The sequence below is a fragment of the Bradyrhizobium lablabi genome (assembly GCF_018129385.1).
Lineage (GTDB): Bacteria > Pseudomonadota > Alphaproteobacteria > Rhizobiales > Xanthobacteraceae > Bradyrhizobium > Bradyrhizobium lablabi_C.
The window spans coordinates 79,003-92,934 of the sequence record NZ_JAFCLN010000007.1; the positions used below are offsets into that span (position 1 = coordinate 79,003).

The following is a 13,932-nucleotide window of genomic DNA, read 5'->3' on the forward strand; positions in this document are numbered from 1 at the left end:
CATGAAGGCATCTCTGATCGCGATAGCATTCGCCGTCACATCGATCGCGGCCCTCACCGGGATTGTCGTGGCCAAGGACCAGAAAGATGCGCTGCCGCCGGGAAGCGTCAGCCGCGCCAAGGGGCTGGAGGCCTGGAAGAGAATTGAAGCCGTGGTGACCCATCCGCGTTGTGCCAACTGCCATGTCGACGCCAAGGCGATTCCGATCTGGACGCCGGCGGGCGAAAGCAAGCCGCGGGTGCATGGCATGGACATCCATGGCGGAGAGAGCCGCATCGGGACCGAGACAATCCATTGCTCGACTTGTCATATGACCTCCTCCCTGCCCAACCTCCCCGCCCCGGCGCCGCTGCGTGCCGGCATCGACTGGCAGCTCGCCCCGGTCGATTTCATCTGGTACGGCAAGAGCGGCGCCGAGATTTGCGCGCAACTGAAGGATCCCAAGCGCAATGGCGGCCGCGACGCCGTGGCTCTTCTCGAACATCTGCGGCACGATGCATCGTTAAACGGGTTCATCCCCCGCGCCTGGGAGCCCGGAGCAGGCCGCACGAAGCCGCCGGGCACCTTCGAAGATCATGTCAAGGACATGGCGCTGTGGGGAGCCGCGGGGCAGCCCTGCCCGAATTGACGCCTTCGTAGTCGCCGCAAAGGGTGACGGCAGCCTCATTCAAGGCGTAACCTCGACGGCGAAGACGGCCCCCAGAGCCCGTCTCCGGAGGAACCGTCATGCAGTTTTCAACAAGCGTGCGCGCGCTCGCAGGTGCCCTGTTCGCCCTGCTCCTTCTCACCGACAGCGCCGGCGCCGCCGAAATCCGGGTGATGATTTCTTCCGGGTTCTTCAGCGTCTACAAAGAACTCGGTCCCGCGTTTGAAAAGTCGACGGGGCACAAGCTCGTTACCACGCGCGGTCCTTCGGTTGGCGATTCACCGGAAGCGATTCCGACGCGTTTGGCCCGTGGCGAGGAAGCAGATGTCGTGATCATGGACGGGATCGGCGTCGATCTGCTGGAACAACGCGATCTGGCTCGTCCCGGCAGCCGGCTGCCCCTTGCGGAATCATTCATCGGCATGGTCGTTCGAGCAGGTCAAGCCAAGCCCGACATCAGCACGATGGATGGGCTGCGCAACGCACTGCTCGCAGCCAAGTCCATCGCGGTTTCGGACAGTTCGAGCGGCACATATTTATCGACAATCGGATTCAAGAAGCTCGGCGTCGCCGACGATATTTCCGGCAAGACCCGCAAGATTCGCGGACCTCCTTCGGGCGAATTGGTGGCCGCGGTCGTTGCCCGCGGGGAAGCGGAAGTCGGTTTTCAGCAGGTCCCCGAACTGATCCATGTCCCGGGTGTCGATTTCGTCGGCACGGTACCGTCAGAAGTTCAGCCGCCGACCCTTTTTGTCGGCGCGTTGCCCAAGAATTCCCAACATCCCGACACCGCGATCGCGCTGATGCGCTTCCTCTCCTCTGCCGAGGCCGCTGAAGTCATCACCAAAGCGGGATTGAAGCCATTGCAGCCACGTTGACACTTAATCCCACTAACGATGCCCGCCGTGCAGCAGCGCCAGCAGCACAATGACCGTCAGTGCAAGCACGACCGTCGTGCTCTTCCAGAACAACAGCGGATTGCGCTCCATCAGCGGGGCGGCTGACGTGTTGACATAGTTCGCATTCGGCGTGCGCAGGTCGAACAGGAATTCCGACAGGCTGTCATATCGCTTCAGGGGATTGGGATGCACGGCGCGCTCCAGCGTGCCGTCGACCCATACCGGAATGTCGCGGCCGCCGTGCGAGGCGGGCCGATAACGCAGCTTGCCGAACTGGGCGCGTGTCCTCGCCTGTGCGGCCTGCGCGCCATAGGGCAGCTTCCCGGTCAGCATCTGATAGGTGATGACGCCGAGCGAGAACAGGTCCGAGCGCGATGACGACGGCTCGCCGAGCAGATATTCCGGCGCCATGTATTGCAGGGTGCCGAGAATATCGTCGCGCAGGCCGGAGGACGCGGCTTCCGCGACGCCCTTGATGCTGGTCGAGCCGAAATCGATGATTTTCACCGTGCCGGTGTTGTCGATCATGATGTTGTCCGGGCGCAGATCCTGATGCAGCATCTCCTTGCGGTGGAACGCGCGCAGGCCCTTTGCGATCTGCTCGACGACGTCGCGTACCGTTTCCAGCGCGGGCGCGGGATTGTCGATCATCCATTGCGTCAGCGTCTGGCCGTCGATGTACTCCATGACGACATAGAGAAAGTTGCGTTTGCGCGACGGCAGGCAGGGTTTCAGCACGTGCGGGCTGTCGATCCGCCGCGCCACCCATTCCTCCATCAGGAAGCGCTTCAGATAGGCCGGATCGTCGCGCAGATCGATCGACGGGATCTTGAGCGTGACCACGGTATCGGTCTCGATATCGACGGCGAGATAGATGTGGCTGCGGCTCGAGCCGTGCAGCTCGCGGACGATGCGGTAGCCGTCGAACACCATTCGCGCTTCCAATAACGGCGGCGGCGGCAGCTCGCTCGGCTGGCCGAACACTTCGCTAGCCGCGCTCTCGGGCACCTCATCGACGCGGATGATCTGGACGGTGAGATTGTCCTCGCTGCCCGCCTCGAATGCCTGATCGACGATCGCCCTGGCGGCCGCGTCGAGATCGGCGCCGCCGTCGTTCACCGCCCTCGCGATCCGGCGGGCATTGAGATGCTCGTAGATGCCATCGGTCGCAAGCACGAAGATGTCGCCCTGCTCGACGCGCAGCATCTGATAGTCGATCTCGACCTGCGGATTAACCCCGAGCGCCCGACCGAGATAGCTTTGCTGCGAGGAAATGACGACGCGGTGATCGTTGGTGAGTTGCTCCAGCGTATGGCCGGACAGCCGGTAGATACGGGAATCGCCGACGTGGAAGATATGTGCTGACGTTGACTTGAGGACGATAGCGCTTAGCGTGCAGACATAGCCGCGATCCCTGTCGAAACCATACTGGCTGCGCGTCTGCGAATGCAGCCAGGAATTGGTCGCTTCCAGCACGCGCTGCGCCGAGGTGCGCACCGACCAGGATTCCGAGGTGCAGTAGTAGTCGGTCAAAAATCCCTTGACCGCCGACTCCGCGGCAACACGGCTGACCTTGCTGGTGGAGATGCCGTCGGCCAGCACAATGGCGATGCCCTTGAGGCCGAGCAGCGGCTCATCCGGGATCAGGACGCCATGAAAATCCTGATTGGTTTCCTTGGCTCCCTTATCGGAAAATTGTCCGACCGATATTTTCAGCGCGCGCGGCATTCCGGCTTTCACGGCAATGGGCCTCTCCCCTGCGAGGAGAGACCCATCCGCACCGCAAGATCAAGCAGCCAGGCGCGAGGAAGCCGGCTGCTGCGAGGCAGCCCGCTTCGGCGCCGTCTTGACGTGGGTCGAGTACAGCGTGAGCCCGGTGAAGGCGAGGCCTCCGACCAGGTTGCCGAGCACGGTCGGGATTTCGTTCCAGAACAGGTAATCGGCCACGGTGAAATGGCCGCCGAGAAGCAGTCCCGCAGGAAACAGAAACATGTTCACGATCGAGTGCTCGAAGGTCATCGCAAAAAACAGCATGATCGGCATCCACATCGCCAGCACCTTGCCGGTAACCGTAGTGGAGATCATGGCGCCGACAACGCCCGCCGACACCATCCAGTTACAGAGCATGCCGCGGACGAACAGCGTCAGCATGCCGGCTGCGCCGTGCGCGGCATAACCCACGGTGCGACTTTCACCGATATGGCCAAGCGCGATGCCAACCTTGTCGGGCGGCGACGAGAACCCGAACGTAGTGACGATCGCCGCCATCACCGCGACAGTGAACGCGCCGCCGAAATTGCCGATGAAGACGAGACCCCAGTTGCGCAGTACGCCGCCGAGCGTCACGCCCGGCCGCCGGTCGATCAGCGCCAGCGGGCAGAGCACAAAAACGCCCGTCAGCAGGTCGAAACCAAACAGATAGAGCATGCAGAAGCCGACCGGGAATAGCAGCGCGCCGATGAGCGGCTGTCCCGTGTTGACGCTCATCGTGACGGCGAACCAGGCCGCCAGCGTCAACATCGCGCCCGCCATATAGGCGCGGATCACCGTGTCGCGCGTGGACATGAAGATTTTGGATTCTCCGGCGTCGACCATCTTGGTCACGAATTCCGAAGGTGCGAGATAGGCCATTCCAGTTCCCCTTTGCGAGACAGCGTTGAGCGCCGGATGCCGTGCAGCCGTGCATCGATTAAGCGAAAATGTTCGCCGTCCTCGCGCGCGACTGTTCTGCGCCGCTTGCAGCGGCACAGACGACGCGGTCACGCCCGATCGGGACAAGGGATGTGCAAGCTATCGTGGAAACTGTCCTGATGACTGCTCCAAGCGCCTCACGAAGGTCGCTTGATCCCAGCGCCGCTGGCCAGCATTGGCCTTGGCAATCCGAAAGGACGGCAGTCGTCATTGACTATGGAAGGTAAAGCAATCGATGTGCCACGAGCGCCGTTGCCGCAAGATACGGAAATCTCTCAGGATTCCCCGGCCCACCCCGTAGACGACCGGATAACGCCGATGCTCTGAATTTGTGCAGTTGCACAGATGGCGCGCAGGCTCCCCGCGCATCATTCCGGGGCGCCGCGTAGCGGCGCGCCCGGAATCCATACACCGTGACGGTCGTGGTCTCGCGAGCTAATCAACGAGCCTTCCTTGAACCGGCAACGGCCTGTGGTTATGGCTTCCGGGCTCTCGCTTCCGCCTTCGCTCTTCGAGCTACGGCGGACAAGTCGCTCGCCCCGGAATGACGGCGGAGGCTACTTCGTCTGCGTCCGGATCGGCCTGTCCTTCAGGCCATTGTTGTCATAGGCCTTGCGCAGCATTCCGTTGGCGGTGGCGTCGTTCATGAATTTCACCACGAAGGCCAGCGCCAGCGGATGGTTCGGCGGCACCGCTACCGCGGTAACGGTCTGCTTGAAGGTCTCGTCCAGCACGCGCGTGCCCGGAATTTGTTTCGCCATCGCGTTGAGCTGGTCGCGCGACAGCGCGAATGCATCGATCTCGCCGTTCTTCAGGAGATTGAAGATCTCGTCATAAGTCTGGTAGCCCGTGACCTTGGCGTTCTTCAGATGCGCGATCGCGCCGCGCATGGTCGTGGTGTTGTTGACGGCGGCGACCTTGACGCCAGGCTGGTCCAGCGTGGCGAAGTCCTTGATCGGCGAGCCCGCCTTCACGATATAGGTGGCGTCGGCAACTTCGTAGATCGGCCCGAACGACATCCGCCCCTCGCGCTCGGGATCCTTCGGCAGGAAGGTGACATCCCAGACGCCCTTGCCGACGGCATCGACGATCTGTCCGGAGTTCGGATAAGGGACGTACTCCACGGGCACGCCAAGCTGCGTGGCCATCTCCTTGCCGAGATCGACCGGCACGCCGGCATAGCCCTTCTCCGTCTTGGTGGACCAATACGCGCCGCCGGCCGGGCTGATCCCGATCGCCACGCGCAATTTGCCGGTGGGCGCGATTTGATCCTTCAGCGCGTCGGCGCCGGCGAAACTGGTGGTCATGACAAGAATTCCCAGAATGAGGCCGGCAAGGTGCGGCATGGATCGTTTGGACATGGGATACCTCCCGGTGGCTCTTGTTGGGGCGAGCCCTTCACGGGATTATTGTGGTCGATCGGACGGCGGCAGAAAACCCAAAAATCCGCATGGGCGAATGAATTTGCCGGGGAATAGCGCCCCGGTTTGACTGGCCGATATCAATGAATAATCCTCTCTGCACCTCAGGTAGCTCGCCGAAAACTCATGAGTTCGACCACTGCCTTCATCGCGTCTTTCATTGCCATCCTGGTCGGGGCCGCCGGCGCCATGTGGTTGCGGCGGCATCCTTCGGTGGCGGCGCTCGACACCGGCTCAAGGGACCTCATCCGCCTCGGCGCCGGCTTTCTCGCGACGCTCGCCGCCCTCGTGATCGGCCTGATGATCGCGTCGGCCAAGAATTTCTACGACAGCCAGAGCATCAACATCCGCCAGTTAGGGGCCAATGCCGTGCTGGCCGATCAGATGCTCGGCAAATACGGGCCGGAAGCGAAAGCGGCGCGCAGCCTGCTGCGCGACGGCACAACGCAGGCCGTCGCGCGCATCTGGCAGGAGAACCGCGGGCACGTCGGAGGATCGACCTTCGTCGTCAGCGAAACCGGAGAGCGGTTCTACAACGCGATCGAGGCGCTAAGACCTGTCAACGACGAGCAGCGTTCGCTGAAATCGCCCCTCGGCCAGGTCACCGGCGATCTCGCGCGCACGCGGCTGCTGGTCTTCACCCAGAGCGACAACGCGATCCCGATACCGTTCTTCATCGTGCTGGTGTTCTGGCTAATAGTGATCTTCGGCAGCTTCTGCCTGTTCGCACAGACAACCAGGATCGTGAATGCCACGGTCGTTGTCTTCGCGCTGTCAGTTTCGAGCGCGCTGTTCCTGATCGTCGATCTCAGCCATCCCTTCGAAGGGCTGATGCAGGTCTCCGACCATCATCTGCGCGTGGTGCTGCCCGAGCTCGACAAGTAGCTCTCGCCACGCGGCCTATTTGACCGTGATGGTGATTTTCTTGGAGACGACCGGCGGGTTGAACGGATAGTGCTTGTGATCGCCCAGCACCAACTGCAGGGTATGTTTGCCGGGCGGCAGTTCGATCCGCGCCTCGGTCTGGCCCGCGCCGAAGTGCAGGTGGGACTTATCCGATGGTATCTCCTCATTGGGATTTAGCGGCGCATCGACGTCGATAAGCAGATGGTGGTGGCCGCTGTTCGCATAGTCGTCGCCGGCATGGGTGATGCCCATGTTGCGCAAGCCAAAGCGGGCCCAGAACGCGCCCTTGATCACCGCCCCGTTCTGCGGCCAGACAAAATACAGCACCGCATCCTTATGCGCCGGCCTGCCCTGCGCGTTGGCCGCGCCCGGGATCAATGCCAGGATCATCGAAACGAGAACAGCGTGAACAATCCTCATCGCCCCTCACCTTTTTGTTTGAGCATGAGCTTCGGGTCGAGCCCAAACGCATGCTTTTCGAAAAACCGGTGCCCACTTTTGCGCTAACGCGGCCCTCCGGGTGGGATCATGCTCTAGGGTGACAGCGCGATCCGGAAGCCGTGGGTCGGATAGCGGACATTCGTGTCGTAGCTGTCCCGGTTGGCCGGCCGCACATAACGCGCATCGTTCTTCCACGAGCCGGAGCGGAGGACGTGCGACGAGCACTCCCCGCCGGCCCAGACCGAACCGTCGGCCGGCGCGCCCTGGTAATTCCGGTGCCAGCAATCCTCAACCCACTGATCGACCCCGCCTCCCATGTCGTAGAGGCCGAACGGATTGGGCTTCAGGCTGCCGACCTTGGCCGGCTGCTCGGCATCGCCGCAGTCCTTGCAAATGGCCATGCCCGGCTGCATCTGATCGCCCCACCAATACTTGGTCTGTGTACCGCCGCGCGCCGCAAATTCCCATTCGGCTTCACTCGGAAGCCGGTAGGGTTTCTTCGTGGCCTCGGCGAGCCAGGTCACATACTTCTTGGCATCACTCCAGCTGATATTGGTGACCGGTGCATCTTCGTTGCCCGTCGCCGTGAAGCCGCATGCCTTGGCCTCGGCGCAGGCGTTCCACTCGCGCACGGTGACCGGGTATTTGCCGATCGAGAATGGCTTGACCGTCACCCTGCGCACCGGCCGCTCCGAAGGATCGTCATTGCTGCCCATCGAGAAGCTGCCGCCCTGCAGCGCGACCATGTCCGGTTCGCGTACCGACGGCGCCGGTTGCGCCGCAGTCGGCGCTGCGGCCGGACCGGGAGACGGCGCCGACTGAGGTTGCGGTGACGTTTGCTGTGACGGCTGCTGAACGGTCGGCGGGGGAGATGGCGCGGGCGCCGCCTGCTTCTCAGCGGGCGGGGCCGAAGGCGCCGCCTGCTTTGCGGCGGGCGGGCTCGGAGGCGTCACCGACGACGGCGATACGACCGGCGGCGATACCGGGGGAGCCTGCGCCTGCTCGCCTAGCTTGGTGCGCGATTGCTGGAGCATGTACCAGAGGACGCCGCCGGCGATGATCGCGATGGTGAGGCCGAGCAGCGTCAGCAGGACAGTCTCGCGCCGCCGGCGTGTCCGGTTGTAGGCCGACGCGTCCGGCAGCACGCGATAGACCCGGATCGGATCGGTGATGTTCTTGACCTTGCGATCGCCGAGCGACTCGTAGCCGCAGACCAGCTTGTGCTTGATCTGCTCGTAGATGCCGCCGGAGATGAAGACCTCGCCAGGCTCTGCGATCCCTTCGAGGCGGGAGGCAACGTTGACGCCGTCGCCGTAGATGTCGTCGGTCTCGATGATAACGTCGCCGAGATTGACGCCGATCCGATACTCAATCCAGAAGTGTTTTGGAACCGCCGCGTTGCGGCCGACCATGTTTTGCTGGATCACGATGCTGCATCTGACGGCCTCGACGGGACTGTCGAAGATCGCGATGAAGCCGTCGCCGGTGGTTTTCACCAGCTTGCCGTGATGTTCCAGGATGGTGGGCTCGACGAGGTCGCGCTCGATCCGCTTGACGCGGACATGCGTGCCCTCTTCATCGAGCTGCATGAGACGGCTGTAGCCCGAAATATCGCCCGCCACGATCGCGGCAAGGCGCCGCGGCGCTATTTCGCCCGGCGGCGGCTTTCCAGACTTGCCCGATTTGAAATCGCGAAGTTCGCCCATGGCTCGGAGGTCTCCACTGACGCAAACAGCAGTGTCGAGACGCAACCGGCGCCTCACCCCCCAACGAGTCGGAACTCAGCCCGGCCGAAAGCTATCACAGCTCATATACGGAACAAAGTGGCCGAGATCACAGTCTGCGCACGCGGCCGTGAGCTTGCGCCGGAAATGACGCAGCGACGGCTGCCCGCGTCAATTCGCCTGCGCCGCCGGCGCCTTGATTTCGGTCGGCAGGATGATCGCACCGAGGATCACCAGGACGCACAGCGCGCCGAAGGTTTGCAGCATGGTGACGAAACCGCCCTGCTCGTACAGCCACGCCACAAGGCCGACAGAAGCGCCTGCCGCCGTAAAGCCGATGAAGTAGCGGATCGAATAGGCGCGGGAGCGCCACTCCTCGGCGGTGTATTTGCCGACCATCGCATCGTTGACGGTGACCTGGCCGAACGCGCCCATCACGATGCCGATCGAAGCCAGGATCAGCGGCAGGTTCGACAGCGTCGCGGCCATGTACAGGAACGGCGCCAGCACCAGCGACAGCGGCAAGGAGACGGCTTTCAGCGAATAGCGGTCGATCAGTTTTCCGATGGTGTATTGCGTCATCGCGCCGAACACGTAGACGCCGGCGGCGATCACGCCCAATGCCGCGGGGCTTTTGGTCAGGTCCGCGAGACGCTCGGCGAACAGCTTTGGCAGCGCCACCGTCACCGCGTTGAAGGTGGTGGAGATCGCGATCACCACGATGAACAGCGCGAGGATCACCCGCCACATGTCCTTCTTCGCGACCCGCGCTTGAGCCGCAGCCTGCTTGCTGCCGCTGCGGTCCTCATGGACCACCATCATGGCAAAGGCGATGCCGATGCCGATGGTGACGATGCCGGGAATGATGAAGGCCGCGCGCCAGCCGAGATATTGGCCGATCACGCCGGTGACCAGCGCCGAGGAGGCAACACCGAGATTGCCCCACACGCCGTTGATCCCCATCTCGCGGCCGAGCTTTTCGGCGTAGGACACGATCATGGCCGTGCCGACGGGATGGTAGATCGAGGCAAAGATGCCGATGGCGAGCAGCGCCGCCCCTAACTGAAGCGGCGTCTGCACGAAGCCGACCGCGATCATCGACAGCCCGATGCCGACAAAGAAGATCACCATCATGTGCCGCCGGCTCCAGCGGTCGCCGAGCCAGCCCGTGATCAGCGAGCCGGCGCCGAAGGCGACAAAACCCGGGGTCGCGTAGGGCAACAGCTCCGAATAGGCCATGCCGAGCGTCGGACCCATGATGATGACCGCCGCGGCGAAGATCAGCATCGCATAATGGTCGATGAAGTGGCCCGCGTTGACGAAGGCAATGACCCGGCTGGGGCTGTTCATGCGGCGATTCCCGTAAATTCCTGAAATAGGTTATATGGTCTTGTCCTGACGGGATGTGGCCAATGACTATCGTGGAAACGCCATTAACTGACATCAAGGGCGGGCATCACCGGGCGACCGGGGACGGCGTCCATCTGGTCGCGCGCAACTACCGCAAGGGCACGAGGCTCGACACCCACATGCACCGGGAGGCGCAGCTCGTCTATGCCGCCCGCGGCACCATGCAGGTGACGACCCCAAAGGGCCGCTGGCTGGTGCCGCCCGACCGCGCGGTCTGGGTCCCTGCCCGGCTCGAACATTCGATCGATGTGCTCGCCGACATCCAGATGCGGACGCTGTACTTCGATCTGGCCTGGCTCGGGCGCGAGCAGCGCAGCGCCAGCCTGGATGCGGAATTCGTGGTGCGGGTATCGCCGCTGCTGCATCAGGCGATCCTTGCCCTGTTCGACAACAGCGACGAGCCTGAACGCACCGACCTCCTGATCAAGCTCGCGATGCTGGAATTGCCTCAGGCCGAGGATTCCGCGACCTTCATTCCGCTGCCGCACGAGCCGCGCTGCCGCCGCGCCGCCGACATCGTGCTGGGCGATCCGACCGGTGAGCATGAGATCGAGACGCTGGCGCGCGAAGTCGGCACCTCCGCGCGGACGCTGTCGCGGCTGTTCTCCGCCGAAACGCAACTGAGCTTCAAGAGCTGGTGCCAGCGCGCCCGCATCGCGGCGGCAATCGAAAAGCTGTCGGTCGATGCCAATGTGTCGGTCAAGCAACTGGCGGCCGACCTTGGCTATGCCAGCGTGCCGGCCTTTTCCCACGCCTTCCGGCAGGTGACCGGCAAGACGCCGACGGAGTTTGCGGAGAAGGAATAGGCCTAACACAAAACCGTCATTACCCGCGAATGCGGGTAATCCAGTATTCCAGAGACGTCTGTTGCTAAGCCGAGAGGCCGCGGCGTACTGGATGCCCGCCTTCGCGGGCATGACGTCCGATGGTCGCGCTTGATTGTGGCGGCGGCCGCCATAAATCTATGGCACCGTCCGCCGAACCCCAAAGGATTCGACGACCGACATGGCCAACGCGTTCTTCTCCGACCTCCTCGCCACCATTTCCGAGCGCGGGCGCACGCTGCTGCGCAGGGGTGAAGAACCCGACGGCAAGCAGGACGCCTCCGACCTGATCGAATTGTGCGAAGCGCTGCTGTCCGGCCGTGGCGAAGCGTCCGGCACCGCGATGGCGCGCGAGGTGCTCGACGGCTATCACGAGCTCGACTCCACTGCGCAACTGACCTTCTTCGAATATCTGGCGCGCCATTACGGACCGGACCGCGCAAAACTGGCGAAAGCAATTGAAAGCTGGCGCGCGGACCCCTCCGACGACGACGCCAGCGACCTGCACTTTGCCTCCGAGCCGCGCCGGCAAGAACTGTTCCGGCGGCTCAATCGCGCGCCGGGCGGCACCAGCGAACTGGTGCGGATGCGCGCGGACCTGCTGGGCCTCGCAAAAGGCCGCAACGATCTCGACGGGCTCGACCGCGACATCGTTCATCTGCTCTCTTCTTGGTTCAACAGGGGATTCCTCGTGCTGCGCAGGATCGACTGGTCGACGCCAGCCAACATTCTGGAACAGATCATCCGCTACGAGGCGGTGCACGAGATCCGCGACTGGAACGATTTGCGCCGCCGCATCGATCCGATCGACCGCCGCTGCTACGCGTTCTTCCATCCGGCGATGCCGGATGCGCCGCTGATCTTCGTCGAGGTGGCGCTAACGGAGACAATCCCGAACGCGATTGCGCCGCTGCTCGCCGAACAGCGCGAGCTCACGCCGATCGAGCGCGCGCGCACTGCGGTGTTCTACTCCATCTCCAATACGCAGCGGGGGCTGGGCGGCATTTCCTTCGGCAGCTTCCTGATCAAGCAGGTGGCCGAGGAATTGCGTCGCGAACTGCCGAAGCTCGACACCTTTGTGACGCTGTCGCCCGTGCCGGGATTCATGCAATGGCTGAAGACGGCCAACGACGTGCCGGTCAGCGAGGAAGAGCGTGAGCTGCTGCAAAATCTCGACAAGCCGGACTGGTTCGAGAACGCCGAACTGACTTCACAGCTTCGCGCGGTGCTGGAGCCCCTGGCCGCGCATTATTTCCTGAGAGCGCGCACGCCGAAGGGACGGCTGATCGACTCGGTGGCGCGCTTCCATCTCGGCAACGGCGCGCGGCTGGAGCGGATCGACTGGCTCGGCGACCTCTCGCTGAAGGGCTTGCGCGAGTCCGCGGGGATCATGGTCAATTATCTCTACCGGCTGGACGACATCGAGAAGAACCACGAGGCCTATGCCAATGACGGCGAGGTGGTTGCGTCGAGCGCGGTGAAGAAGCTGATCAAGGGCGAAGGCCGCCGGCTGCTGGATATGCGGCTGGGGTCGTAGCAGACCAGCACATTCCGTTCCGTCATGCCCGGGCCTGACCCGGCCATCCAGCTTCACGAATGACTCTTTTGAAGATTGATGGATGCCCGGGTCAAGCCCGGGCATGACGAGTTGACGTCAGATCTTGTATTCGTAGAGCAAGCGGGCGCGAATGGTGCCCTCCAAAGCCCGGATATCTGCCAGCACACGCTGTCCGTCGGCCGCGGAGGCATCGGCATCGAGCACCACATAGCCGACGTCGTGGGCGGTCTCGTAATATTGCGCGGCGATGTTGACGGAGTGGCGCGCGATCACGTCATTCAGGCGTCCCAGCATGCCCGGCAGGTTGCGCTGGACCTGAATGAACCGCGTGCCCGATGGCCGCGCCGGTAGCTGGACCTGGGGGAAATTGACGGCGCCCATCGTCGAGCCGGAATCGCTGTAGTCGACCAGCTTGCGCGCCACCTCGGCACCGATGCGTTCCTGCGCCTCTTCGGTCGAACCGCCGATGTGCGGCGTCAGGATGACGTTTTCCAGGCCTTGCAGCGGCGACACGAAGCGCTCCGCATTCGAGCGCGGCTCGACCGGAAAGACGTCGACCGCAGCGCCGCGAAGCCTGCCTTCGCGCAGCGCATCAGCGAGTGCCTCGAGGTCGACGACGGTGCCGCGACTGTTGTTGATGAAATAGGCGCCAGGCTTGATCGCGGCAATCTGTTCGCGTCCGATCATCCCGTGTGTCGCCGGTGTTTCCGGCACGTGCATCGTCACGACATCGCTCTGCGCCAGCAGCTCATGCAGGGTCGTGGTCGGCTCGGTGTTGCCGTGGCGAAGTCTGTCCGTATGGTCATAGAAAATGACCCGCATGCCCATCGCTTCGGCGAGATTCGAAAGCTGCGAGCCGATATTGCCGTAGCCGATGATGCCGAGCGTCTTGCCTCTCACTTCATAGCTATCGCTGGCGGACTTATCCCATTGGCCCTGATGGGCCGCGTTGGAACGCGCAACGATCCGGCGCAGCAGGATGACGATCTCGCCAATCACCAGTTCGGCCACGCTTCGCGTATTGGAAAACGGGGCGTTAAACACGGGAATCCCGCTCCGCCGCGCGGCGTCGACGTCCACCTGATTGGTGCCGACGCTGAAGCATCCGATCGCAATCAGCCGGTCCGCGGCCTCGAGAACATCGGGGGTGATCTGCGTGCGGGAACGGATACCAAGGAGATGCACGCCCTTGATGGCCTCCTTGAGCGCATCGCCCTCCAGCGCCTTGGCAAGGCGCGTCGTGCTGGAATAGCCGGCCGACTCGATCAGTTCGACGGCGCTGTCGTTAACGCCTTCGAGGAGCAAGACCCGGATCTTGTCCTTGGCGAGCGAGAGTTGGGGAAGGGAAAGTTTGCTGGTCACGATCGCGGCGTCCTTTGGAGATCAATGATCGGTAAAACGATAGGCCGGAG

12 protein-coding genes are annotated in these 13,932 nt (G+C 63.1%); 5 read left to right on the forward strand and 7 right to left on the reverse strand.

All coding sequences use genetic code 11. The features are described from left to right. The first annotated feature begins 1 nt into the window (after nt 1). On the forward strand, nt 2-628 hold the full coding sequence (locus JQ628_RS16060; RefSeq protein WP_212223610.1) for a hypothetical protein: 627 nt from the start codon (nt 2-4) through the stop codon (nt 626-628). A 98-nt stretch (nt 629-726) separates the two neighbouring features. Continuing rightward, a complete protein-coding gene (locus tag JQ628_RS16065) occupies nt 727-1,524 on the forward strand; it encodes a substrate-binding domain-containing protein (protein WP_212223612.1) in 798 nt (265 codons plus the stop codon). 12 nt (nt 1,525-1,536) lie between these two features. Here JQ628_RS16065 and JQ628_RS16070 read toward each other — a convergent pair whose 3' ends face one another. From JQ628_RS16070 to JQ628_RS16080, 3 genes are all read right to left on the reverse strand, one after another. Then, nucleotides 1,537-3,273 (reverse strand): bifunctional protein-serine/threonine kinase/phosphatase, encoded by a 1,737-nt coding sequence (locus JQ628_RS16070; RefSeq protein ID WP_212223895.1) that lies wholly within the window; start codon nt 3,271-3,273, stop codon nt 1,537-1,539. Nucleotides 3,274-3,333: 60 nt separating this feature from the next. After that, a complete protein-coding gene (locus JQ628_RS16075) occupies nt 3,334-4,176 on the reverse strand; it encodes a formate/nitrite transporter family protein (protein WP_212223614.1) in 843 nt (280 codons plus the stop codon). Between the two features lie 617 nt (nt 4,177-4,793). After that, nucleotides 4,794-5,543 (reverse strand): ABC transporter substrate-binding protein, encoded by a 750-nt coding sequence (locus JQ628_RS16080; RefSeq protein ID WP_212223897.1) that lies wholly within the window; start codon nt 5,541-5,543, stop codon nt 4,794-4,796. A 240-nt stretch (nt 5,544-5,783) separates the two neighbouring features. Between JQ628_RS16080 and JQ628_RS16085 the strand changes: the two genes are divergently transcribed. Beyond that, entirely contained in the window at nt 5,784-6,542 is a 759-nt protein-coding gene (locus JQ628_RS16085) for a DUF4239 domain-containing protein (protein WP_212223616.1), read from the forward strand. A gap of 15 nt (nt 6,543-6,557) precedes the next feature. On the opposite strand, the gene JQ628_RS16090 is transcribed toward JQ628_RS16085, so the two are convergent. The 3 genes from JQ628_RS16090 to JQ628_RS16100 form a co-directional block, all read right to left on the reverse strand. Further along, a complete protein-coding gene (locus JQ628_RS16090) occupies nt 6,558-6,983 on the reverse strand; it encodes a DUF4399 domain-containing protein (protein WP_212223618.1) in 426 nt (141 codons plus the stop codon). Between the two features lie 113 nt (nt 6,984-7,096). Next, nucleotides 7,097-8,710 carry an SUMF1/EgtB/PvdO family nonheme iron enzyme gene (locus JQ628_RS16095; protein ID WP_212223620.1) on the reverse strand — a complete coding sequence of 538 codons (1,614 nt, stop codon included), beginning with the start codon at nt 8,708-8,710 and terminating at the stop codon, nt 7,097-7,099. Nucleotides 8,711-8,899: 189 nt separating this feature from the next. Next, nucleotides 8,900-10,078 (reverse strand): MFS transporter, encoded by a 1,179-nt coding sequence (locus tag JQ628_RS16100; RefSeq protein WP_212223622.1) that lies wholly within the window; start codon nt 10,076-10,078, stop codon nt 8,900-8,902. A 62-nt stretch (nt 10,079-10,140) separates the two neighbouring features. On the opposite strand from JQ628_RS16100, the gene JQ628_RS16105 reads away from it, so the two are divergent. Together JQ628_RS16105 and JQ628_RS16110 are read left to right on the forward strand one after the other, a co-directional pair. Further along, on the forward strand, nt 10,141-10,944 hold the full coding sequence (locus JQ628_RS16105; RefSeq protein ID WP_212223624.1) for an AraC family transcriptional regulator: 804 nt from the start codon (nt 10,141-10,143) through the stop codon (nt 10,942-10,944). A gap of 199 nt (nt 10,945-11,143) precedes the next feature. Beyond that, complete coding sequence (locus tag JQ628_RS16110; protein WP_212223626.1) at nt 11,144-12,499, forward strand: malonyl-CoA decarboxylase; 1,356 nt, start codon at nt 11,144-11,146, stop codon at nt 12,497-12,499. Nucleotides 12,500-12,616: 117 nt separating this feature from the next. Here JQ628_RS16110 and serA read toward each other — a convergent pair whose 3' ends face one another. Then, a complete protein-coding gene (serA, locus tag JQ628_RS16115) occupies nt 12,617-13,882 on the reverse strand; it encodes a phosphoglycerate dehydrogenase (RefSeq protein ID WP_212223628.1) in 1,266 nt (421 codons plus the stop codon). Between the last annotated feature and the right edge of the window lie 50 nt (nt 13,883-13,932).